At 63.3% G+C, this 22,884-nt stretch carries 14 protein-coding genes; 4 read left to right on the top strand and 10 right to left on the bottom strand.

The annotated features are described in order from the left end of the window. The first annotated feature begins 145 nt into the window (after window positions 1-145). On the top strand, window positions 146-2,227 hold the full coding sequence (locus A3E1_RS0101630; RefSeq protein ID WP_020519002.1) for a hypothetical protein: 2,082 nt from the start codon (window positions 146-148) through the stop codon (window positions 2,225-2,227). A 76-nt stretch (window positions 2,228-2,303) separates the two neighbouring features. Here A3E1_RS0101630 and A3E1_RS0101625 read toward each other — a convergent pair whose 3' ends face one another. The 6 genes from A3E1_RS0101625 to A3E1_RS0101600 all read right to left on the bottom strand — a co-directional run bounded on the left by A3E1_RS0101625 (window position 2,304) and on the right by A3E1_RS0101600 (window position 13,236). Further along, the gene (locus tag A3E1_RS0101625; protein ID WP_020519001.1) at window positions 2,304-2,834 is read right to left on the bottom strand and encodes a DinB family protein; all 531 of its coding nucleotides are present in this window, start codon (window positions 2,832-2,834) and stop codon (window positions 2,304-2,306) included. A 73-nt stretch (window positions 2,835-2,907) separates the two neighbouring features. Then, entirely contained in the window at window positions 2,908-6,516 is a 3,609-nt protein-coding gene (locus A3E1_RS45820; RefSeq protein ID WP_020519000.1) for a PQQ-dependent sugar dehydrogenase, read from the bottom strand. 77 nt (window positions 6,517-6,593) lie between these two features. Then, window positions 6,594-7,409, bottom strand: a complete 816-nt coding sequence (locus A3E1_RS38350; protein ID WP_020518999.1) for an acyltransferase domain-containing protein — start codon at window positions 7,407-7,409, stop codon at window positions 6,594-6,596. A 50-nt stretch (window positions 7,410-7,459) separates the two neighbouring features. After that, complete coding sequence (locus tag A3E1_RS38345; RefSeq protein ID WP_020518998.1) at window positions 7,460-11,323, bottom strand: ThuA domain-containing protein; 3,864 nt, start codon at window positions 11,321-11,323, stop codon at window positions 7,460-7,462. Between the two features lie 166 nt (window positions 11,324-11,489). Continuing rightward, window positions 11,490-12,692: a sialidase family protein gene (locus A3E1_RS0101605; RefSeq protein WP_157631249.1), complete on the bottom strand. Its 1,203-nt coding sequence runs from the start codon at window positions 12,690-12,692 to the stop codon at window positions 11,490-11,492. Window positions 12,693-12,720: 28 nt separating this feature from the next. Further along, window positions 12,721-13,236 carry an RNA polymerase sigma factor gene (locus tag A3E1_RS0101600; protein WP_040390406.1) on the bottom strand — a complete coding sequence of 172 codons (516 nt, stop codon included), beginning with the start codon at window positions 13,234-13,236 and terminating at the stop codon, window positions 12,721-12,723. Window positions 13,237-13,310: 74 nt separating this feature from the next. On the opposite strand from A3E1_RS0101600, the gene A3E1_RS0101595 reads away from it, so the two are divergent. After that, window positions 13,311-14,372, top strand: coding sequence for a DUF5685 family protein (locus A3E1_RS0101595; protein ID WP_020518995.1), 1,062 nt, complete (start codon window positions 13,311-13,313; stop codon window positions 14,370-14,372). 39 nt (window positions 14,373-14,411) lie between these two features. On the opposite strand, the gene A3E1_RS48195 is transcribed toward A3E1_RS0101595, so the two are convergent. Continuing rightward, the gene (locus tag A3E1_RS48195; RefSeq protein ID WP_020518994.1) at window positions 14,412-16,856 is read right to left on the bottom strand and encodes a proprotein convertase P-domain-containing protein; all 2,445 of its coding nucleotides are present in this window, start codon (window positions 16,854-16,856) and stop codon (window positions 14,412-14,414) included. 95 nt (window positions 16,857-16,951) lie between these two features. Here A3E1_RS48195 and A3E1_RS44290 point away from each other — a divergent pair, with 95 nt between their 5' ends. After that, complete coding sequence (locus A3E1_RS44290; protein ID WP_020518993.1) at window positions 16,952-17,971, top strand: DUF695 domain-containing protein; 1,020 nt, start codon at window positions 16,952-16,954, stop codon at window positions 17,969-17,971. Here the strand turns inward: A3E1_RS44290 and A3E1_RS38335 are convergent. Both A3E1_RS38335 and A3E1_RS0101575 read right to left on the bottom strand, forming a co-directional pair. After that, on the bottom strand, window positions 17,952-18,743 hold the full coding sequence (locus A3E1_RS38335; protein WP_020518992.1) for an alpha/beta hydrolase family protein: 792 nt from the start codon (window positions 18,741-18,743) through the stop codon (window positions 17,952-17,954). The genes A3E1_RS44290 and A3E1_RS38335 overlap by 20 nt on opposite strands. Window positions 18,744-18,796: 53 nt before the next feature. After that, on the bottom strand, window positions 18,797-19,993 hold the full coding sequence (locus A3E1_RS0101575; RefSeq protein WP_026207976.1) for an RNA-guided endonuclease InsQ/TnpB family protein: 1,197 nt from the start codon (window positions 19,991-19,993) through the stop codon (window positions 18,797-18,799). A 155-nt stretch (window positions 19,994-20,148) separates the two neighbouring features. Here A3E1_RS0101575 and A3E1_RS49005 point away from each other — a divergent pair, with 155 nt between their 5' ends. Then, entirely contained in the window at window positions 20,149-22,182 is a 2,034-nt protein-coding gene (locus tag A3E1_RS49005; protein WP_026207975.1) for a glycoside hydrolase family 18 protein, read from the top strand. Between the two features lie 312 nt (window positions 22,183-22,494). Here the strand turns inward: A3E1_RS49005 and A3E1_RS38330 are convergent, their stop codons facing one another. Then, window positions 22,495-22,836: a hypothetical protein gene (locus A3E1_RS38330; RefSeq protein WP_157631248.1), complete on the bottom strand. Its 342-nt coding sequence runs from the start codon at window positions 22,834-22,836 to the stop codon at window positions 22,495-22,497. Window positions 22,837-22,884: the final 48 nt, after the last annotated feature.

Below are 22,884 nucleotides of genomic sequence, written 5' to 3'. Positions count from 1 at the left end.
GAATTCCTAAAACCGCCAACAAGGACAAACGCCTCTAATAACCTAAAGCGTGAGGAGCGTTACCCCCGCAACCCCGGCGAACCCACCGGCAATCGGCATGGTGCTAGGTTTAGCCCCGGCTTGCCCTTATGAAGAACGGTTAAGGATGACTAGCTGGCTCAGAATCGACACCAGGATCCGCAAAATCCAAAGTGGCGTGCCGTGGGCGGTGTGGGCAGTCTTGGCCCTGCTTTTCTTCGGCGCTCTGTGGGCAAGTTACGTCACTTCCGACGAGTGGTTCAGTGACTCGCGGTACTACCTAGCGTGGTCCTATCGCTATTTGGGCTACTCCGAATACGACGCTGCCCGGCTGACCTACGACGCCCTGGTCAACGCCAAGGGTCTGACCACGTGCACCTTCTGCTGGCCGGCCGGATTCGAAAGCTCGTTCTTCCACGGGGAAAACGGCGCGGTGGTCGCCCCACGAATGATCTATCCCTTGCTGTCGGCGCCCTTCGTCGGCCTCATGGGCCCGACCGGCATGCTGGTGATCCCGCTGCTGGCCTACGCGATCGGAGCGACCGCTCTCGTCGCGCTGGCGTCGCGCCTTTACGGTCGCTGGTGGGGCGTCGCGGCCGGAGCCACGATCATCATTTCAGCGGTCTCGCTGCGGTTCGCCACCTCGGCGATGACGGACAGCCTGGCCCTGATGTTCAACACCCTTGGCCTGCTGTTCCTGCCGATCGCCCGCAAGACACGGCGCCAGGACGTCTGGTGGTTCCTGGCCCTCCTCCTGCTGAACTTGTTCACCCGCCAGTTCGCCATCACCGTCGCGGTGGGAGTCGCGCTCACGTGGCTGTTCGTCGCCATCCGGGACCGTCAGCCGCGCAATCAATGGTTCCCGTTCGCGGCCGGTTCCGTCGTGGTGACAGGCATCGTGCTGCAGGTCCAAAACCTTTACGCCGCAAGCTTCTTCGATGGCGAAGCGCTGAGCCTGCTCGGCCGCTATCAGAAGGTCGCGCGGGAGATCTACGGCATTGACGGCATCGATTCGGTCCCCGTGGTCATCGGCGGCATGCTGCGCGTCGACTACGAATACCTGCGGCGCCTGGACATCTTCCTGATCGCCCTCATCCTGCTCACGATCGTCGCCGTGATCTGGCGCTGGCGCAGCGAACTGTCCGTGCTGCTGACCGGCATGACACTCGCGACAGCCGCGATGACGGTCATCATTGTCGATCCAACCTTCTTCCGGTACTTCGTGCCGCTCCTGCCTTTGATGATCCTCTGCACACTGGGCTTCCTGCACAGCTTGTTCGCGTCTGGCCGGGTGCGCGCGGCAGGCCCGTTTGGCATCCCCCGCCTAGGGTGGATCTTCCTCGGCTCGGCCTTCGTCTTGACGACTTATCTCATCTGGCGCGAGCACGTGAAGTTTGGCCCGCCTCGCGGTGTCCTCTACGCGCTCGGGATCGCGCTGTTCCTCGTGGTCGTCATCAAGCGCAGCGGTGCCCTCGCGGGCGTCATCGCCGGGCTGGCCGCCGTCTTCGCGTTTACCGTCGCGAGTGGACTTGTGAGTTCCTTCGTCTTCGCCGCCGCGTTGCCACCGCTGATGGTCGCGCTGATGTGCTTGCCCGGGTCAGGGTTTAGCTTCAGCCCTCGCTTGCGCTACCTCATCTTCGTGGGCTCGCTCGGGGCGGCCGTCGTGCTGACCTCACGTGCGGTCTCGGTGAGCGCCGCCATCGTCGCCGTGTGGCTATTCAGTGCGATCAAGCAACGCAGCCTGCGCAACGAGTGGGCACCGGTCGCCGCGATCGCGTTCGCTCTGTCCGCGCTCGGTGCTTTCCTCGCCGTTAACCCGATCTTCGGGTCCGTCGCGTATGGACGGTCCAATCTGGGCAACATGAAACGCACGATCTGGCTGCTGACGGTCGACGACGCCGCCTGGGATCGCGTCTTCGTCGCCATCGCGGTGGTCGCGCTAGCCGTGTTCGCCGTCACGTGGCGTTCAGAGCTCACCTGGCTCGCCGTCGCCAGCACCGCGGTCGCCGGGCTGACCATGTTCTTCGGCCACCCGGGCGCGCTAACCGGCTACTTCGCTTATGCCGCACTGCTCGTCATCATGGCGGTCGCGACCCACATCGCGGGCTACATCCGGCGCGACCTCGCCCGCGACGCCGGCTCAGAGACCACACCACCGGATCAGCCAGTCATCGCCCCCCAACGAACGGGCACGCCCGCCAACGCCTAAGCCACCGTCCGAAAGCGGCCGAAGAGGGTTACTCGCCTTCGCCGAGCGCACGACAGACAGCGATCACGCCAGCGGCTTACTCCGCTTCGGCGACGCGGTCGAGGGCGGGCATGTATTTGCGCCACGGGCCAACGTCTTGGCGGTAGCGGCGGGCGAGGACCTCGCCGATCTGGGCCAGGTGCGTCAGATCGTGGGCGACCCAGGCCGCGATCATTTGCCGCAGCGCCACTTCGCCGAATTCGGGATGCGAACCCCGCTGCTCGAGGTCTTGCGCGGACAGATTCAACGACGCCAGCTCGGCCAGGCTCGCCTCGCGTGCCTTGCGGAATAACGCGAGCACCGCCTCAAGGGGCTGCCGTTCCTGCTTCAGCATGGCTTCACGGTCGAAGGGCTCAAACGAACGCCCAGTCCCGTGCGCGAGGATCATCTTGGCGCGGGGAATCCAGTTCGCGGCATCGCCGTGAGCGAGGTGACCGACGATGTCATAGGCACTCCACGTGCCAGGACCATCGTTGTAGTGCACCCAGTGCCCGGGCAGGCCAGCAAGGAGTCCCTCGGCTGTCGCCGGGGTTTTGGCGAGCAGCAAGGTGACTTCGGACAGCTCCATGCACGAACGCTAAACGCAAGCGTCCCGGGGCCGACAGAGCACCCCGGGACACGATTGCGACAAATCCAGCCAGCTACGGCTTCCAGTACCGGATGGTCAGACCGTTCGAAAGGGCCACCTGATCGCTGGAGAACTGCAGCGCCGACGTGCCGTTGCCGTGCTCGACACCTGTTGTCGCTTCGCTTCCCTGCTCTGGTGAGTTCGCGTCGATGCCCGAGTAGTGCACGGTTACCGAGTTGTCTTCACCAATCACGACGGAAGCGTTGATCCTGCTGCCGAATCCGTGGTTGAACAGATAGACGTTGCGCCATTCGATGATGAACTTGCGGTTGGGCGCCGCCCCAACGGTTTGCGTGCGCACCGAGGCTTCCGCGTCAACGACGAGGTCATCCCAGAACGCGTAAACCGCTGCGTTTGGCGCGCCGGCACTTGGTACCCCCGAGTTATAAGGGTTTGATCCTCCTGGATCGGCGAAACTCACCACGCCGTTGCTGTCGATCCACGCCTGAGTGCGGCTGACCCCATAGAACGTCACGGGGAACGGCAGCGCCACGGACGTCAGCACATCGTCACCGCTGAACGGCAACACGTTGGCGGCCGTGGCGAAGGTGCCTACCGATGTCGAGCACTGATAGCCGAAGCTATCCGTGCGTGAAGCCGCCGTCAGGTTGACCGTCTTGGTGCCACTGTCCATGGTCACCGGTGCGCTCGCGGCATTCACACACGTCCCGGCGACCGCGACCGTGTACGAACCGGCGGCGACCCGGGTGAACGAGTAGCTGCCGTCGGAAGCGGTCGTAGTGAACCGGCCACCTGGGTTCAGCGAAACGGTCACTCCAGCGGCCGGGCCAACGCCGGACTGGGTCACCACACCGGAAACGACGTTCGTGACCGGCACGAGCACCGGCGTGAACGTCACCGCCTTGCCGTTAGCGAACACGGCTTGGTCGTGTGAGTAGGTCAGCGCTTGCGTGCCGGCAGCGTTTTCGATGCCAGCGGTCGCCTGATCGCCAAGCTCGCGTCCCGTCGCACCGATTCCGGCGTAGTGATAGGTCACCGTGCCGTCCTCGTCGAGCACGATGGAGAACGTGACCCGGTCAGGCGCGTTGTAGAACTTGACATCGCGCCACTCGATGACGAACTTACGGCTCGGAGCCGAACCCAGTGTCTCGGTACGAATCGAGGACTGCTCGTCGGCGTAAAGGTCGTCCCAGAACGCGTAAAGCGCGGCGTTGGGCAGAGCGCTGTTGGGCAGCACCGAGTCGACCGCGTGCGAGCCAGCCGGATCGGTGAAGCTCACGAGACCGTTGATGTCGATCCACGCCGAGCCGTAACCCGTGCCATACAACGGGAAAGCGAACGGCAGGCTGACCTGCGCCACGCTGTCGTCACCGGAAAGCCCGAGCACGTTGGCCGCCGGCTGGAACGGGGCGTTAGCCCACGTGCACTGATACGCCGCGGAACCGCCACACGGGCTGGACGGCAACGGCGTGTACGTGGCGGTGTAACTCGTTGCCGCCACCGGTGCCGTGATGACGTGGGTCTGTCCTGCGCCATCTGACCAAGCCGAGAACTGGTGTCCCGCTTGAGGTGTCGGTGCGCTGACCGTGTTGGTCGAGCCCTGGATCACCTCACGCGTGAACGGCGTGGCGCCGGTGAACGCGCCGACGCTGAGCTGCAGTCCGGCCGGGCTGGTCGTGAACGTCAGCTGAACCGTTTTCGGGTCAAGGCGGCGTACCACCGTGTTGGTCAGTGACTGGGCGTCCGTGGCCGTGACCGCGAGCTCCAAATAGGACGGATACTCGTGATCGGGCGCGACGAACGAGCCGCCAGCGATACCAGACCAGTTCTGCAGCACGTGCGTGTGGCAGTTGCCAGGCGTCTCGCAGTGCTGCATGCGCAGCTCCCACGACAGCGCACTGGCCGGCAGGTTCCCTTGCTGCGGATCGGTCGCGTGCCCGGTGAAGGAGATGCTGTCCCCCACCTTCCAGGTCAGCGAAGCCGCTGGCGTGTCAATGAAAGCCGTCGGCGCGGTGTTGCCCGGCTGAATCTGCACCGTGGCCTCGCCCCACGCCCCGAGGGTGTCGGTCACGCGCAGCTTCGCGGTGTAGACGCCAGCGGTGGTGTAGGTGAAACTGGGCGCGGCCGAAGTGGAGTCCCACGAACCGTCGTTGGTGAAGTCCCACTGATAGGTCAGGCGGCCTTCGTCAGCCGGGTCGGCATCGGTTGACCCGGTTCCGGAGAAGTTCACCGTCAGCGGTGCGGCACCGGTGGTCTGCGACGGGCTGATGACCGCGACCGGCGCCTGGTTGCCAGGCGAGTACCGAATGCGCCGGACGGTCCCGCCCAGGTCGGCGTAGTACATCTCGCCACCGGGACCGATCTCGACGTCGGCGGGCGCGGCGGCCTGCTTGACGAAGACTTCGATGTTCGATGTGGACGGAAGGCCACCGGCGGTGGCTGGCTTCATCGCCCAGATGCAGCCACGGGAGTAGTCGCTGAAGAACAGCGCCCCGGCGTACGCCGACGGATACGGCGCACCGCTGGCCGGGTAGAACGCCGAGCCACCAATGGCATCGCCACCCGTGCCACAGCCTTCGCCCGCCACGATGTCGGTGGCGTGGTTGTAGGTGTAGTAAGGGTTCGTCTGCCCGATGGGATAAAGCGTCTCGCACAACGGCAGGTTCACGTTGTCATAGCTCGACATCTTGTTGTTGCCCTCATAGCAGGGCCAGCCGAAGTTGGTCACGCCCGCGGTCGGGTTCACCACCCGGTTGATTTCTTCCCAGGTGTTCCAGCCCACATCACCGGCCCACACCTCGTTGGTGCCCGGCTTCATCGCGATGCGGAACGGGTTGCGCAGACCGTTGGCCACGATGCGTCGGGTGTTCAGATCGGGCGAGGCGATGTTCGGGTTGCCTGCCGCCGCGAGGCCCGTGGCCGGTTCCAGGCGCAGGATCGTCCCGTCGAGTTGGGTCGGGTCGGCAGCGGACCGCACATCCTGCGACCGCAACGCGCCACCTTCATTGGCCGGGTCACCACATGGGTTGACCGGGCTGCCCAATTGTCCATAATCGACAGCGCTGAAGCTGGCGCCGTCACCGGAGCTGACATACAGCTTCCCGTCTGCACCAAAGCCAAGGTCACCAATCGAGTGGCTCGGGAACTGCTGGCACCAGTCTTGAATGAGCACCTGCTCGGTGCCGCCAGCCTGAATGCGCGACAATCTGCCCTGCACAACGCAATTGCCACCATTAGCACCGCCAGGCGCACTGTTGCAGTTGTCGTTCCAATAGGGAGCGGTCTGCCCGGGAGGTGCGTCATAGGTGTAAAGCACGTAGACGAACGGGTCAGTCGGGAAGTTCGGGGCGAGCGCCATGCCCAGCAACCCGCGGTCCCACTGGTTGTGCACATTGGCGGAGAAGTTGGCGAAAACGGTTGGCGTCGTGTCGGCAAGGTTGTCGAAAACCTTGATGGCACCACCCTTTTCGGCCACGAAAATGCGGCCGTCATTGGCGAACTCAATATTCGTTGGCTGCGTGAGTCCACTGAATACGATTTGCTCGGCGAAGCCTGCGGGCAGCACTGCGGCTTGCGCCGCGGGCCCATGCACAGCTACTAAAAGGGCACCAAGCAAAGTCATAGTCAGCGCTCCGCCAGCGACGCGGCGTCGCGAGAGCACGTGTGTTCCTCCCAGGTAAGAAAGTGCCTCACGTTACCGAATCGCAACCCCTCCAAGCACTATCGGTTTCCCGACCGTTAGGGAAGGAGCATCCAGCCAGAGCCTGATTGCCATGAATTTCCCGCGGCGACATGTGCCTGCACCGTCTCGTGCAACTTCGTTCCAGCCGCGACAAACCGCATGATGCCCTCGCCGGCAGTGGCGTGGGAGAAGGTGAACCGTCGCTGGAACGCCAGAATATTGGAAGACGTGGGAAGCACCCCGTCGAGTTGCGGATCGAGAAGCCAGGAGTGACACACCGCCACGCGGTAGTCGTAGTCGCCGAAGTAGCGCGGGAAGAACGCGGCCGCCTGCGCTAGCGAATCGTCAATCGCCTCTGGTGTGAACGGGCCGCAATACTCGGGAATGTGAATCGATAATGCTGGATCGCCTGGACCGTAAGGCAATCCAGCCTCGCGAAGGGACGTTCCCGTCGTCGTGCCCAGGGTCACTTGCTCAAACTGGAGCCGGCCAAGCTGAAAGATGCGGCCCTGGAAATGTCTGGTAAGCCAGTGCTCTGTATCGATCCCAGGCCGGCCGTGGCGGCGCCGGTGCACGGCGACCTGCCGTCCGACATCGGTAAGGATGAGCCGCGTCATCGCTTCGGGAATGCCCCGCGTGGCGTGATAGGCCTTCACCGCGGGAACGGCGGCCGCGAACACGAGCACGCCATAGAAGGCTGGCGCGTCCTCGGGCGGGGAAGTCTTGGGCAGTTCGTCGATGGTGCCCACGCTGCCTGTCAGGGCCTCGACATCGGCAGCGAACCGTTCACTTAACGACGGGGGAATCTTCGTGGCCAGTACAGCGTCGATGTCCTCGTGCGGGATACCGAGTTCCAGCAGTGTGGCGAGCATGGGGACCAACGATATGGGCGTGCGGCCGAAACCGCACGCCCATAAGCGTTCTAGCTGCTGTACACCTCGAACTCAAAGAGCGAATAGCCCCAGGCTGTTCCTCTGGCCGTGCCGTAGACGCGCACGAAACGCCCATTGCCGGTGAGTCCGGTTAGGTCGTCTACGCCGCCGTCACCTCCGGTCACCGTGCGGATCGTCGTCCACGGCCCAGCCGCCGATGCGGCTGTCTGGATCTGGTACGACGAGCCGTACGCCGCCTCCCAGGTCAGCTTGACCCGGGCGATGGGATAGGCCTGGCCGAGATCGACGTGAATCCATTGTGGATCGGCGAAGGCACTGCCCCACCTGGTGGTCAGGCTGCCATCGACCGCTCCTGCCGCGGTGTAGGTGGCTTCGACGCTCGACGCGACGGCCGGCTTGTTCAGCGCCAGGTTCGACGGCGGCTGTGGTGTGCCGGAGCCGAAGACCTCAAAGGAGAACAGCGAGTAGCCCCAAGCGGTCGCCCGCGTGGTGCCATTCATCCGGATGTAGCGGCCGCTGCCGGTCAGCCCGGTCAGATCGTCCACGCCACCATCGCCGCCGGTCACACTGCGGATCGTCGTCCACGGGCCGGTCGGTGAGTTGGAGGTCTGGATCTGGTACGCCGAACCGTAAGCCGCTTCCCACGTCAGCCGCACGCGGCTGATGTTGGTCGTCGCGCCCAGGTCGACCTGGATCCACTGCGGGTCGGTGAACAGACTCGACCAGCGAGTCGTCGCGCTTCCGTCAACGGCAAGCCCTGGCGCGTAAGCACCTTCCTGCGACGAGGCCGTGGCTGGCTTGCCACGTGCCAGGTCACCGGTCGGGTCCGGCGGGACGGTGCCACCGTTGAACGTGAAGTCGTCGATGTCGAACAACGACCCCGCGGCACCCGTGAACACCAGGTACAGCTGTTGCGAACCCGGTGGCGGCGTGACGGTTCCGGTGACGTTGGCCCACGTTTCCCAGCCGCCCGTTGGCGTCACGGTTGCCGTGCCCACGACCGTACCGGTCGGCGATCCACTTCGGATGGTGATCGTCCCGCCCACTCCGGCTGAAGCCACGCGCGCGGTGAACGAGGTGACTCCCGCCAAGTTGTAAGGCGTGAAAGCGATCCAGTCGCCGCTGTCGATATAGCCAACCGCGTTGCCGCCGTGCGCTGACGCCTTGGCCACCACGGTGACACCGCCACTCTGCGTGCCGAAGTGCTCGGCTTGCCGCAGGCGAGGCTGCGCCACGCTTGTCGTGTGCGTCGTGGCGGGCGGAACGCCAGGCGCTCCGTTGTCGGTGTACTCGGCGTCAAAAACCCCGAAAATGTTGGCTGCCGCGTCATGCTCACCGTCCACAGTGGTCTGAATGGAACCACTGCAGCCGTTGGCTGACGTGATCGGGTGCCCATGCGTGTCGTGACCGAGGATATAGGTCACCTTCACGCGCGAGCAGTCGATCGTCGGGTCTTCAGCATCGGAAACCGTTACCTGGAACGGAACCAGGTCGCCAAAAGCGAACACCTGCCCGTTGGCCGGCAGCGTGAGCGTGACCACGGGAGCCGTGTTGCCGACCGTGATCACGACACTGGCCGTGCCGCTCTTTCCGGTCGTGTCCGTCACCGTCAGCGTCGCCGTGAACGTCCCGTTGGACGTGTAGGTGAACGAGGGGTTGGCCGCCGTGGAATCGGTGCTGCCGTTGGTGGTGAAGTCCCACGCGTAGGTGAACGGGTTACCGTCGGGGTCGTTGGTGCCCGCCGAGCTGAACTGCACGGTCAGCGGAGCGGACCCTGACGTCGGTGTCCCGGAAGCCATCGCGATCGGTGGCCGCCCGGCCTGGGCATACTCGATGCGGTAGACAGCCGAGTTGGCGTCGCCACCAAACCACGACGTGCCATAGTCGAGCACATAGAGCGCGCCGTCAGGCCCGAATTCCATGTCCATGACCTGGGTTCCGGCCCACGGGAACGGGTTGATCTTCAGTGGTGCGCCGACCCCGTCGACGACGACGTTCTTGATCCAGCGGCCACCGAACTCGCCGATGAAGGCGGTTCCGTTGAAGTAGGCCGGGAACTTGACGTCGGAGGCCAGCGAAGCGCTGTAGTTGTAAACCGGGCCCATCATCGGGGCGCCACCACTGAACTCAGGCGGGTTCGTGCCACCGGCGTAAGGGATCCACGACGGCTTGAGCGCCTGCAGTTGCTGCAAACCCGTGTTATTGGGCGAATTGTTCACAGGGCCGCCGGCACAGTTGAACGGTGCGCCTGACGGTCCGCTCGGGAAGGTGAAGTCCACATAGGGCACACCGTGGTTGGAGCAATAAGGCCAACCATAAAAACCTGGTGCTGGTACTCGGGCGAACTCCACGGTGCCCGCCGGTCCCCGGCCTGGATCGGCCGATCCCGCGTCAGGACCGTAGTCGCCCAGGTACACGACGCCGGTGGCCTTGTCGACACTCATCCGGAACGGGTTACGGAAGCCCATGGCATAGATCTCGCCACGGGTCTGTGCCGTTTGCGCGAACATGTTGCCCGTCGGGATCGTGTAGCCGCCCCCGGTCGCGTTTGGCTTGATGCGCAAAATCTTGCCGCGCAAGTCATTCGTGCTGCCCGACGACCGTTGCGCGTCGTAGGCGGGGTTACGGCCGGCCCGCTCGTCGATCGGCGTGTAGCCGCTCGAGTCGAATGGGTTGGTGTCATCGCCCGTGGTCAGGTAAAGGTTCCCGGCCGCGTCGAAGTCGATGTCACCGCCGACGTGACAGCACATGCCACGGCTCGTCGGCACCTCAATGATGGTCGCCTCAGAAGCCGCGTTGAGCGTGTGATCCGCGTTGACCGTGAAGCGGGACAACCGGTTCACGCCATTCCACGGAGCCAGCTGCGCTGGCGTTCCACTCGCCGGAGCGTCACCGGCCGGAGTGGACAGTGGCGGGGCGTAGAACACGTAAACGAAGCGGTTCGTAGCGAAGTTCGGGTCGGCCTTGATGCTCTGCAGGCCTTCCTCATCGTGCGTGTAGACCGGGATCGTCAGCGCCACCTTGGTGTTGCCGGCCACGTCGGTGTAACGGATCACGCCGTCACGTGACGTGTGCAGCACACCGCGGTTGGGCAGGACCGTCAGGCCCATCGGCTCGCCGACTTCGGCTACCCCCTTGGCCAGTGTCACCTGGGCGAAGTTGCTGTTGACCGTTCCGCCGCACTCGAATGCCGCCGTCCCGCCAACGGACCGGATGCCGCCGAGCAAGTGGGTGCGGAAGTTGGCTTCACTGAACGACTCGATCGTGTGCCCGAGCCCGGTGTACCAGGACTTGCCGCCCTCGTAGTTCTTGCACCAGGAGATCGGGTGATCGATGCCGTCACCGCCACCGGAGTAGCTGGATTCGTCCACAGTGGCCAGAACGTGCGCGGTTCCCCGCGGGTTCGTCTGGTAGTTGTACCACTCATCCGTGCGCGTCCAGCGGTGCGGCAGCGTCGCCGTCGACGCGTGCGCCCTATCTGTCACCTTGACGGTCGCCTGCTGGGTCGCCGGGTGCGATTCGAAATAGGCGCCCACTAGCCCGCCGTACCAGGGCCAGGCGTATTCGGTGTCAGCGGCGGCGTGCACCCCGACGAAGCCGCCTCCACCGCGGATGTAGGTCTCGAACGCGGTCTGTTGGGTCGCGTTGAGCACATCGCCCGTGGTGGAAAGGAAAACGACAACCTTAAACCGGGCCAGGTTGGCGGCGTTGAACTGCGCAGCGTCCTCCGTCGCCTCGACGGCGAAGTTGTTGGCTGTGCCCAGTTGCTGAATAGCGGTGATCCCAGCCGGGATCGAATCGTGCCGGAAACCGGCCGTCTTACTGAACACCAGCACCGTGAAGTCAGGTGCAGCATGAGCTGGCGGGGCGACGATGGCCCAACTCAGCAGCATAAGCGTCAGCAAGAGGCTTGATCTGCGAAGCATGATCAGGCTCTCCCTGTCGTTATCGGATAGTCGTTACCAGATAGACAGGGCGTGCGCCGATCACGCCCAGTCCGGGAGAACGCTCTCCCGCACTGGGCACAGTTTTCGATATCTCACGTCAACAGTCAAGACATCAGTAGGTAATGAAGGTCCATTCCCGGTCGATCCCGCTGCCCACGCCGAGGTATTGGCCCACGTTGTCGACGGTTATCAGCACCGTGCCATCCGGCAGGAACTGTGCGCCGGCCGCCCCAGGCGCGATCACCATTGGCAGCGGCAGTCTCTGACCGTCCTTTACGTAGTAGACGTCCGAGGGAGCCTGCCCGACCGGCTGCGCGATAACCAGAACCGCACCGTCCCCGACCGCAGTGACGCCAGCCGATGAATATTCTGAGGGCAGTGTGTACTGCTCAACCCACTTGCCGGCGATCAACCGCGATATCCGCAAGGGGTCGTTGACCTTGCCCTGGATCCACTGCCCCGGGTGCTCGGCGACGTAGACGTCGGTCCCGTCCCACGACAACATCGGGGCGGAGTCTTGCGGAACGGACGGCAAATCCTGCCACGTCTTGCCCTGATCAGCGCTGACCCGCACCCGGTGCGGCTGCTGGTCCGAGTCACGATCAACCAGCCAGATCCGGCCATCCCGCCCGGACAAGACCATAGGCAGCAAGCCAAGGTCAGCCGGTTGCGGGTCAATCGGGCCACTTCCCCGCTTGACTAACTTTGTCGTGCACGCGGGATCCTTCTCGTGCCGGCCTTCCCCCACATGCAGAGCCGGGCATTCGATGTCGTACTCCCCGAAACCCCATTGCGTTTCGACAAGGTCTGGCTGGGTTTTGGTCATCTCGGTGTAGGTCGCACCGCCATCGCGTGTGAACCAGCTCTTGGAAGCCGCGGGCATCGTGAACGCCGGGTTGGCATAGACGGCGAATTCAGCCGCGTTCTTTCCATAGATAGTGATCTCTAGCTGATCCGGAATCTCCGGTAGCCGCAGTGACTTCCAGGTGCGGCCCCGGTCGGTCGTGACACCAGCCGCGTGGTGGCACATTGGGTCTTCGGTCGCGCGGCAACGGTTGTAGATGGCGAACCCGAGGTTCGCATCCATAAAGGACACTTTCGGCGCGTCGAGCATCGTCACTCCCGGGACGTTCACCCGGCGGACCGGCGAATCCGCTGGCGCGTCCGCCTTCTTCTGGTCTTGATTCGCGCCAATCCAAATAGCTGGAACGGCCAGCAACACCACGGCCGCGGTCACCAGCCCGACGCGCCGCTTGTGGCGCAGACGCCGGGCTCCCGCGTAGACCTGATCTACCTCGGGCTGGAAGGTAGGCACCGTATCCTCCTCAAACTGAGCGAACCGCTCACCCATTGACAGCCTGGACACTTAGCTCCACCCCTTTCGGCTCCTGAAAGTAAGCGGCCAATTGGGCCCTCCCCCTGGTCAGCCAGGACCGGACGGTTCCTTCTGCCACGTCTTCGTGAGCGGCGATCTCTGCTGTGCTCAGGTGAGCGAGGTAATGCAGGACGATCGCGCGCCGGTGCCGCACCGGTAAGGTCGCCAGTGCCTGCACCAGTGCCACCCGGTCGGGCGTCGGCGCTTCGGCGACCTCTTCCCGCTGGCGCGCGAGGTAACGCAAGGCGACCTTGACGCGCCGCAGGCGGCTCGTCGCCAGATTCCAGGCGACCCGCCGCACCCAGGCACCGGGATCGTGGAACTGGCGCACCACCTTCCAGCGATCAAGCGCCCGGTAGAACGCTTCCTGCGTCAGGTCTTGCGCCTCCGCATGATCACCTATGTAGGCGTAGATCTGCGTCGCGATGCGGTTGAAGTTCGCCTGATAGAACTCGGCGAACCCACCTGGGTCGAGAGGGGGCATGTCGGTATCACGCGACGGCACGCCGCAATGCTGCACGGCATTTTCCACTGGCGCTGTCCCGCTACGATCTCGCCATGTTCGGGATCATCCGGCCCTGCGCGCACAGCCTGGGCGAGACGTTGCGTGCCCAGTGGCTCGGTCACCTCTGCGGCATGTGCCTCGCCTTGCGCGACGAGCACGGGCAGGCCGCCCGGATCGTCACGAATTACGACGGCATCCTGATCTCGGCACTCGTCGAGGCTCAGACGGATCAAGAGCCGCAGCGGCGAAAGGCGGGGCCGTGTCCACTGCGCGGCATGCGCACCGCGAGCGTGGTGCGCGGCGAAGCCGCGCGGCTAGCGGCGACTGTGTCGCTGCTGCTCGCGTCGTCCAAACTGGACGATCACGTGGCCGATGGCGACGGGTTGTTCGCCCGCAAGCCCGTCGCCCTGGGAGCCCGGGCGGTCGCCAGGAAGTGGGCCGGCCGCGCGAAGAACAGCAGCACTGAGCTCGGGCTGGACGCGGGAATCCTCCTCGACGCGGTGGCCCAGCAAAGCTCGATCGAGGCACGCGCGACTTCGCTGACCGAGGTGACAGTTCCCGCCGAGATCGCCACGGCGGCGGCGTTCGCGCACACGGCCGTCATCGCGGGCCGTCCCGGCAACGCCGAGCCGCTCGCCGAAGCGGGCCGTTTGTTTGGCCGCATCGCACACCTCGTCGACGCGATCGAGGACCGCGACAAAGACCGCCGCGACAACAAATGGAACCCGATCACGGGCACCGGAAGCACCGTCGCCCAGGCCCGCCAGCTCGCGCTAGACGCGCACCACGGTCTGAAACTGGCGCTCAGCGAAGTGTCCTTTACGGACAGTCGCCTTGTGCACGCGCTACTCGTGCACGAACTGGAACACACGCTCTCGCACAACGTCCTGTGGCCCGAAGTCGAGCACCCGCCTCGCGAGCACGGTTTCTTTGCCGGCACGTGCCTGGCGACCTGGATGTGCTGCACGTGCCAAGTCTGCTGCCGTAACGAGTTCCCCGGCCCCTACAGCGGCAAGCGTTATGGCGGAACGTGCCGCGAAGGCTGCAACTGTAACTGCGACGGCAACTGCTGCACCGCCTGCGATTGCTGTTGCTGTCCTTGCGACGCGACCTAGCCGGTGCCCCGTCGAGATGACGGGGCACCGGGATGTGCGTTAGAAGGTCAAGGACCAGGTGTTGAGAGTACCGATGTCAGCGTTCGCGGCGTCTTGAACGCGCAACTTCCACGTCCCGTTAGCCACTTCGCTTGAGGCGTTGACGGTAAAGGTGGCGATCAGGTTGTCAGCACTGCCGCCGGCCCGGTTGCTCAGCACATAGGCGGTGCCATCCGGGGCTATCAGCGAGACGACCAGGTCACCGCGGTAGGTGTGGGTGATGTTCACGTCGACCTTCAGTGTCGCCGGAGCGTTGCCCGGGACACCCGTCACCGTGATCGGGCTTTCGATCGTGGTGTTGTCGTTGATCGGGAAGTCCGTGTCGTTGGTGAACTTCTTAGGCGTCGGCGACGGCGTAGGTGACGCGGTCGTCGGCGTGGGCGTCGGCGTTCCCGTTGGCGGGGTGCCCGTCTTAGCCGTGACCACGAGACCGTAGTCCACATCGGACGCTGTCGTCTCGACGTGGCCGTCGGAACCGATGGTGTCGGCCGAAACCTCGATCGTCCACGTGCCCGCGGCCGGGTTCTGAACGAACACGTTCTCCACCGTGTCAACGGTGTTGGCCACGCCACCCGAGGTCGACCAGTTGCCCGCGTTCAGGCCGTTGTTGCCCCAGTAGACCGTGCCGTTGGGCGCGACGACCCGCAGCGTCAGGTCGTTGACCTGAGCCTTGGACGCGCTCGGCGAACCGGCCGGGTCAGTCCAGACCAGGGTCGCCTTGAGCGGCTGCGTGCCATCCGTCGTGAGGGTGTAGGTCTTCTTCTGGCCGACCGTCAGCAGATCGGTCTCGTTGACGAGGATCGGCAAGCCCCAGCCGTTGGCCTGTGCCTGGCTGTAGAGGTTGCCCACGCTCGCCGTTCCCCAGCCCTGGTGCACGCGGGTCAGGTCGTGCCCGGTGCCACTGAACGTGTACTGGTTGGCCTGATTGATCATCAGTGCCTTAGCCGTGGCCGCGTGTGGGCGCGAGTTGAACACATCGCGTCCGAGGCCCGGCCCGCCGGCGAAGACGCCGTCGGCCCACATCTGGAACAAGAGCCCAAAGTTGCCACACGTTATGGGCGTGGCTCCACTAGTACCCCCGAATGATGCGGTGTATGAGGTGTTGCTGGTGCTCGAAGTGGTGTTGATGTTGTCGTAGTAGTTGGAAAGATCGGGCTTGAGGCGCCCATCCGCGGCGGGGCCGATGCTGGCACTGTTGGCCCAGGCGTCATCGGTGCGCGCGAGAGTGTTGTAATGCCGTTGCCCGCCAACGGATACGACGTTCTTGGACCACGCCTGCGGCCGTGAACTGCGCGTGCCCGCGTTGCTCTGCGACTGGCAGATAAGGAGGTCGTGGTCGAAGACGATGTCGTCCATCGAGGCGGAAATAGTGGTGTAGCTAGTGGTTAGCGCGTCGCCCCAGCTGTTGGACTGGAAAACCGCGCGGTAGTTGAGGCTTGGGTTCACCAGCTGCGCGGTGTGCGCATAGCGGTCGGTCACGGCACTGTAGGCCGCGATCATGCCCTGTCCCTGCGACAGGAGACCCTTGTGCTGGGCGGACACTCCCTGCGCGAAAATCTGCCCATAGGTCGAGGTGCCGTGGCTGGTGTCAGTGCTGTTGGCGCCGTGCACGATCGGTGGGCGGGCCGCGAACTCCTGGTGCGTTACCCGCAAGCCGCCGTCCATGACTTCACCGCGTACGCCTTGGCCGGCATAGCCGCGCGCGGTTTCAATCGTGGTCGCTCCGCCGTCCTGGCGAGCGAGGTCCATATCCGTTTCCGGTGCGGACCAGGCGTCGATGGCGAGGACAGAGCCATCGTCGGCGATCGCGTTGAGCTGACTGGCGTTTAGCGTCGCCTCGATGAGTCCTTTGCTCGCTGAGGCGAGGTGGACCGAGCCGCCAATGGCCTCAATCTTGTTGATGAGACCGCCTTGGTCGGCCAGATCACGGTTCACGAGACTGATGCGCACCCGGCCGGGCGCCAGTCCTGGAGCGACCTTGTCAGCCGCCTCGTAGCCACCGACCCAGCGAATGAACGGCAGCGCCTTGACTTTGTCCAAAGTGGACGGACTGAACCGTGCGACGTAGGTGTGATCCGGGATGTACGCCCCGAGGTTCACGCCCAGACGCCGCAGTTCCCTGCGCTGACTGTCCAGCGGGGCGTTCTTGAACTGAAGCAGATACGCCTCTTTGGCCCCGGTGGCGGCCATGCCGACGGTCTGCAGCGGATCGAACGAGCGGTTGCGGAGCTGGATTTGCGTGGCCTGCGGAAGCTGACGGCTCCACGTGCGGCCATTGTCGGTACTAACTTGGAAGAAACCATTGCCAGCACGGACCTGTTCGGCCTCGCCTGGCAATGTGAGCACTTCCTGCCCGTGGGCAGTCGCGCTCGACACCGCGACGATCGCGGTGAAGGTCAGGAGCCCAGCAGCGCTAGCTGCCAGAGCCCGGTGAAGTTTCCTCACGGGGGTGCCTCCTCCGGTTGGGGGTTGCCCACGAGGTTAACGCCGCCTTATTTCTATGTATAGATATAAACGTGACGTGGTTATACTGCCCGGCTATGCGCTGGTTCAAGAAGAAAAAGCCGCCGGAAACAGAAGCAATTGCGGCTTTCTGGCAGTGGTGGGAAAGTGTGCGCGCTGACGTGGCAGGTGCCATCTCCGCTGGTGGGGTAAGTGTTTACACCGAAGCGTTCAACAACCATGTCAACGCCATCCATGAAGACCTGCAATGGGAACTCACGCCCGGCCAAGGATCAGCCCACGCCCTGGTCGTTTCCCCAGGCGGGAAACCAACGCTGCGCGCCGTGGCGGCACGATGGCTGGCCGCGGCCCCTTCCCCTGACGCCACGTGGGAATACGCGGCTCGCCGCGTCGCCGACTTGCAGGTGTTCACGTCAACCATGGTTATCAACGACCAGAAGCTTGAACTTGACCAGCTGCGCTACGGCATCACCGTCGACCAGGAGATCTCCCAGGTCGACATCGTCTGCTATCACCCAGCCTTCGCCTCGCTGCCCGACGACGCCTTGGGCCAGATCACCTTCCTCAGTCTGGACTGGACGCTCGGTGAAGATGGCGTTGAGATCTGGGTCGGTTCTGTTAGCTGGACCTCGGCGCCGCTCGTGAATCCCAAGACTCCTTCAGACTTGTTTCACGCGGTTGAGGCGATAAAGGCCGACGACCAGTGGGTCATCATGAGCGGTGAAAAGCCTGACGGCATACCGCTTTTAGCAACCGTCGCGATGCCGCTGCGCTCAGCCCGGTGGCCCCGCTTCGACCTGCATATCCCGGTCACCTTGCCCTACACCCGTTACAACGACGGGCAATTCCCAGTTGAGTCCTCTCTGGACGCCTTGCGCTCCTTCGAAGACGGTTTAGCGGTGGAAATCGGTGCGAACGGCGCTCTGGTCGCCCACGAGACGTCCGGCCGTCAACGCGTCCTGCATTTCTACGTCGACTCGCAAACCAACGCCCAGGCCCAGATCGAGGAGCAACTGCGCTCCTGGCCCGAAGGCCGTGCCACGGTTGCCCCCCACCTCGACCCCGCTTTTGATGGAGTTAGCCACCTGATGCGGTGATGGTGACGCCTTCTGTTGCTGCGAGCCGTGCTTTAGCCGTCTCGTCTTTATTGAGTGTCCACTTGAGATAGTCCGTCGTGGTCTTCTCAACGGCGTGATAATGCGGGTGCTCCTCGCCACGGTAAGGCGTGAGATGGTTGCCACCTGGCAAGTCCAGCAACACTTTTGGCCACTTGAGCGGTTCATAGGCTTGCATGCCCTGGGCCCAGCTGATCGTCGCATCGGCCCGGCCGTGAATGAAGAAGATGTTCGCGGGCGGGCCGCTGTACTCATGCCCAAAGTCGCGGTCCGTCCCCGCCATCACGATCCCGGCCTTGAGCCGTTCGTCGCGGTGTTTCGTGAACAGGCCCACCACCGTCATGCCCCCGAGGGAGAACCCCGCCGCGGCGATGCGGTCCTTGTCGACCTTGTCACCCAGTTTCGCTAAGGCGTCGGTGAGCGTCTTTGACACGTACCCCGGCTGATTCTTCAAGTCGTTGACATTGAGCGGCTGAGAACCCCGCGCTGTCTCGGGCATCACGGGCGCGACCACGACGAACCCAGCCTTAACCCAAGCACGGAAGAGCCGGTCATGGTCCTGCGGGTGCCCGGTGTAGCCGTGAACGAACATGACCAGCGGGTACTTCCCCGCTTTCGCCGGTTCGTAGATCAGCGTCTCAAGATTCAGCTTGACCGTGCTGGTCTTGACCTCATCCGATTTTGTCTCCACCGGTGCGGCGCCGCACCCAGCCAGGACAAGCGTTAAGGCCGTCATTAGGCGTAAGAAACGCATGCACGCAGCTTAGTGACTCCTCCCCCACCAAACTCAGGGGCTTCCATCCCGCGTCATTCAGCTTGGATGAGGACCAGCCCGGCCCGTAAGAGGTTGCGTGCCGCATTGACGTCAGCATGGTCCTCGTGTCCGCATGTGGTGCACCGGAAGGTGATGCCCGCACGCGACGCAGCGTCCACCTGTCCGCATTGGTAGCAAGTACGGGAACTGTTGCGGGCATTCACTACGACTGTCAGCCGTCCAGCATTTTCAGCTTTGGCGGTGAGAATCGTAAGGAACTGCGCCCAGCCTGCGTCCAGGATGCGTTTGTTCAGTGCAGCCTTGGCTGCAGCCCGATTGGCCAGGAACTCCCCAGGTCGATCAGGATTGGGCTTGGGCCTAGGTGCACGAACCATTCCCGCGATGTTTAGTGCTTCGTGCACAAGGATGTCGTTCTCGCGCACAAGGTTTAGGGCAAGCTTGTGATGGAAATCCAGCCTCTTTCTTGCATTCCCTCGATGAATCTTCGCCAAGTTCTGCGACGACCGAACCTTACGCTTCGACCGGGTACAGCCAGGCGGGTACCGCAGGGAATGTCGCCGAGCGGCCTTGGTGAGCCTTTCCTCTGTTTGCCGCCACCAAGCAGGGTTGCGGATCAAGGTTCCGTCAGCGAGCGCAGCGAACTCAGAAACTCCAAGGTCAATGCCTGTCACGCGGCCGGTCGGCGGCAGCACGTTGGTGGGCACCTCGTCGCAGGCAAGGATCACGTACCAAGCGTCGCCCTCTCGCTTGACAGAGATCGTCTTGACGCGACCAGCAATGCAGCGATGCGCATGCACCCGAATATGGCCGATCCCTTGCAAATAGAGTCGGATGTGCCCGGCGTCGGGAGTGCTGTCCCAGCGACATCCGTCGCGGTCGGATGGCCACACGACGGTGTCGAACCAACGCTCGCCTTTGTACCGTGGGTACCCGGGAGTTTGGCCAGCCTTCACCCGCCGAAAGAACGCCTCCATAGCGAGATTCAACCGCCGCAACGTAGCTTGTTGAGAAGAGAATGACCAACGGGCGTGGTCGTCTCGCACCCTGCGGATGTCTTTCAGCTGTTTTGATTGCATCCCATAGGAGACCGTGACCGCAGACCGTCGCCAGGCTTCACGACGTTCTTGTAGTGCGGCGTTGTACAGCTCCCGATGATTGGCTAGGCATGCAGATAACGCCTGTACCTGTTTCACAGTGGGTCGAAGTCGGAATTTGAACGACCGCTTCACTATCCGCACACTTTCTCTGGCTGCATGCCCGGTACGACGCAGCTCACTGTACGCGGCGCTGTCCTATGAGGTCAAAATGACCGAGGGCTGAGTGCATCTTAACTGCAGATTAACCACTATGGACACTAGAAGTAAAGTTTCTTAATAATAAACGCATGAATAAGTTTCGATCATTATTGGCTGTGCTGCTCTTAGCAGGCGCCGGTCTGCTGATCGCACCTTCGGCGGCCCAGGCCGCTAACCTCCTGTCCAACCCCGGGTTTGAGACAGGCTCTTTGTCACCCTGGTCCTGCACCGGCAACCTAGGGTCCGTCGTGTCCACTCCGGTGCAAGCCGGAACGAAGGCCCTCCAGGCGGCCGCTTCGGCATCGGACAACGCCAAGTGCACGCAAACCGTTGCTGTGCAAGCGAACACGGCCTACTCTCTGACAGGCTGGGTGCGCGGGAACTACGTCTACCTGGGAGTGACCGGCGGGGCGTCGACGTGGACTCCGTCCGCGGCCGCGTATACCAAGCTCACCGTTAACTTCACCACCGGTGCGGCTCAGACTTCAGTCGAGGTCTTTACCCATGGCTGGTACGGCCAGGGCACGTACTACGCCGACGAAATCTCCCTGGACGGACCGGGCGGCGTTGGTGTCCCGGGGGCTCCAGGCACTCCGAGCGCTGGCACCATCACCAACACGTCGATCGCCCTGTCCTGGGGCGCCTCGTCCGGCACGGTTACGGGATACCGCGTTTACGAAGGCACGGTTCAGCGGGCTCAGGTGTCTGGGACCTCGGCCACGATCTCCGGTCTGGCTGTCTGTTCCGCGCACACGTACACCGTCAAGGCATACAACTCCGTCGGTGAGTCCGCCGCCTCCGCGCCCGTCTCAGCGACCACCACCGGCTGCGTCTCGGTGCCGCCAGTGCCCTCTGGCCTGAACGTCACCGGCGTCACCAACACGTCAATCTCGTTGGGCTGGAACGCTTCTGTCGGCGCGACCGGTTACCGCGTTTACGAAGGCACTGTCCTTCGCGCGACGGTTACCTCGACTAGCGCTTCCTTGACCGGCTTGGCTGTTTGTTCGTCACACACCTACACCGTCGCCGCCTACAACGCCAACGGCGAATCCGCTAAGTCCGCTGGGGTGTCCGGCATCACGACCGGCTGCACCAACCCCGGTCTGCCCAAGCACGCTCTCATCGGCTATCTGCACGCCTCTTTCGCCAACGGTTCCGGTTACATGCGCATGGCTGACGTCCCCGCGGCATGGGACATCATCAACCTCGCGTTCGGCGAACCTACCTCGGTGACCAGTGGCGACATCCGCTTCACGCTCTGCCCCGTCGCGGAATGCCCGGGTGTCGAAACCGAAGCCCAGTTCATCTCCGCGATCCAGGCCAAGCAGGCCGCTGGCAAGAAGGTGCTGCTGTCGATAGGTGGCCAAAATGGACAGGTACAGCTGACCACCACGGCTGCCCGTGACAAGTTCGTCAGCTCCGTCGCCGCCATCATCGACCGCTACGGTCTGAACGGTCTCGACATCGACTTCGAGGGCCACTCGCTTTACTTCAACTCAGGCGACAGTGACTTCCGCAATCCCACGACACCGGTGATCGTCAACCTGATCTCGGCTTTGCGTTCACTAAAAACCCGCTACGGCAGCGGTTTCGTCCTGACGATGGCGCCGGAAACCTTCTTCGTCCAACTTGGATACCAGTTCTACGGCGGCACGTGCGCTGGCTGTGACAACCGGGCTGGCTCTTACCTTCCCGTCATCTACGCCATGCGTAACGACATCACCGTGCTGCACGTGCAGGACTACAACTCGGGCCCGATCATGGGTCTGGACAACGTCTACCACACCATGGGCGGCGCAGACTTCCACATCGCGATGACCGACATGCTCAAAGCCGGCTTCCCCGTCGCCAACACAGGAATCACGTTCCCCCCGTTGCGTGAAGACCAAATAGCCTTCGGCGCCCCCGCAGCGGTCAGCGCCGGCAACGGTCACGTCGGCCCCGCCGGCATCCAGCAAGCCATCAACTGCCTCGCCCGCGGCACCAACTGCGGCGGCTACACCTTGCGCGGAGGAGCCTCGCCCAACTTCCGCGGCCTCATGACCTGGTCCATCAACTGGGACCGTTACTACAACTGGGAATTCATGAACGCCCACGAGCCCTTCCTGAACGCCCTCCCCTAATCACCAAGGTCCCGTGAACTGGCAGCGGGGGTCACATCTTCTCCCGCTGCCCCAGCCAATCCGCCGCCCAAGGAACCAGAATCATTACACCATGGAGCTCATATATGCCCAGGCATGTATCTAAGGTGCCTGTGGCAAGACATCGCCTGAGTTGTTCCCATGCTCTGGCATGGACAGTTTCTGCCGTTGGCCCGAACCGGTGGCTTCGCCGGTGTTATAAGGCGAACCTGGATTGGCCAGCCATTCATAATTGCTGTGAATGGCGATCCTAAACCGGCTTTCAGGATCCGCGATCCCCCGACATCAGCCGTGCTACGAATCTCGACTTCGACGAGCCGTGTCCTCAAGCTCCTGCTTTCTTATTTGATTCCACTCTGAATACTGCTCGAATATCTTACTCACACCGTGGGGACGCTCGCGTTCAATCAAGAATTGATCGAGCAGCTCAAACAGCGCTTGCTTGAGTTCGGAGTCTTGCTGCTCGTCATGAGCCTGGAGTTGGGGCCGCGACTCCTCATGAGGAAACGCTATCTGCGCAACGAGCGCGGGCCACACTAGGTTCGAACGCTTGCCGATCCGCATTAACAGCCATTCCCTGAATCCGACAAGTAGCCCCCAATCATTTCCTGCGTTGCACCCTTCAATGAATGCCACAACCGATAGATACGAGGGATCCAATAGGTACAGTCCAGTGCGTTCCTG

The sequence above is a fragment of the Catelliglobosispora koreensis DSM 44566 genome, assembly GCF_000379685.1.
In the GTDB taxonomy this organism is placed as follows: Bacteria; Actinomycetota; Actinomycetes; order Mycobacteriales; family Micromonosporaceae; genus Catelliglobosispora; species Catelliglobosispora koreensis.
Note: the sequence above shows the minus strand (reverse complement) of the source record. Positions and strands in the feature narration are given on the sequence as shown.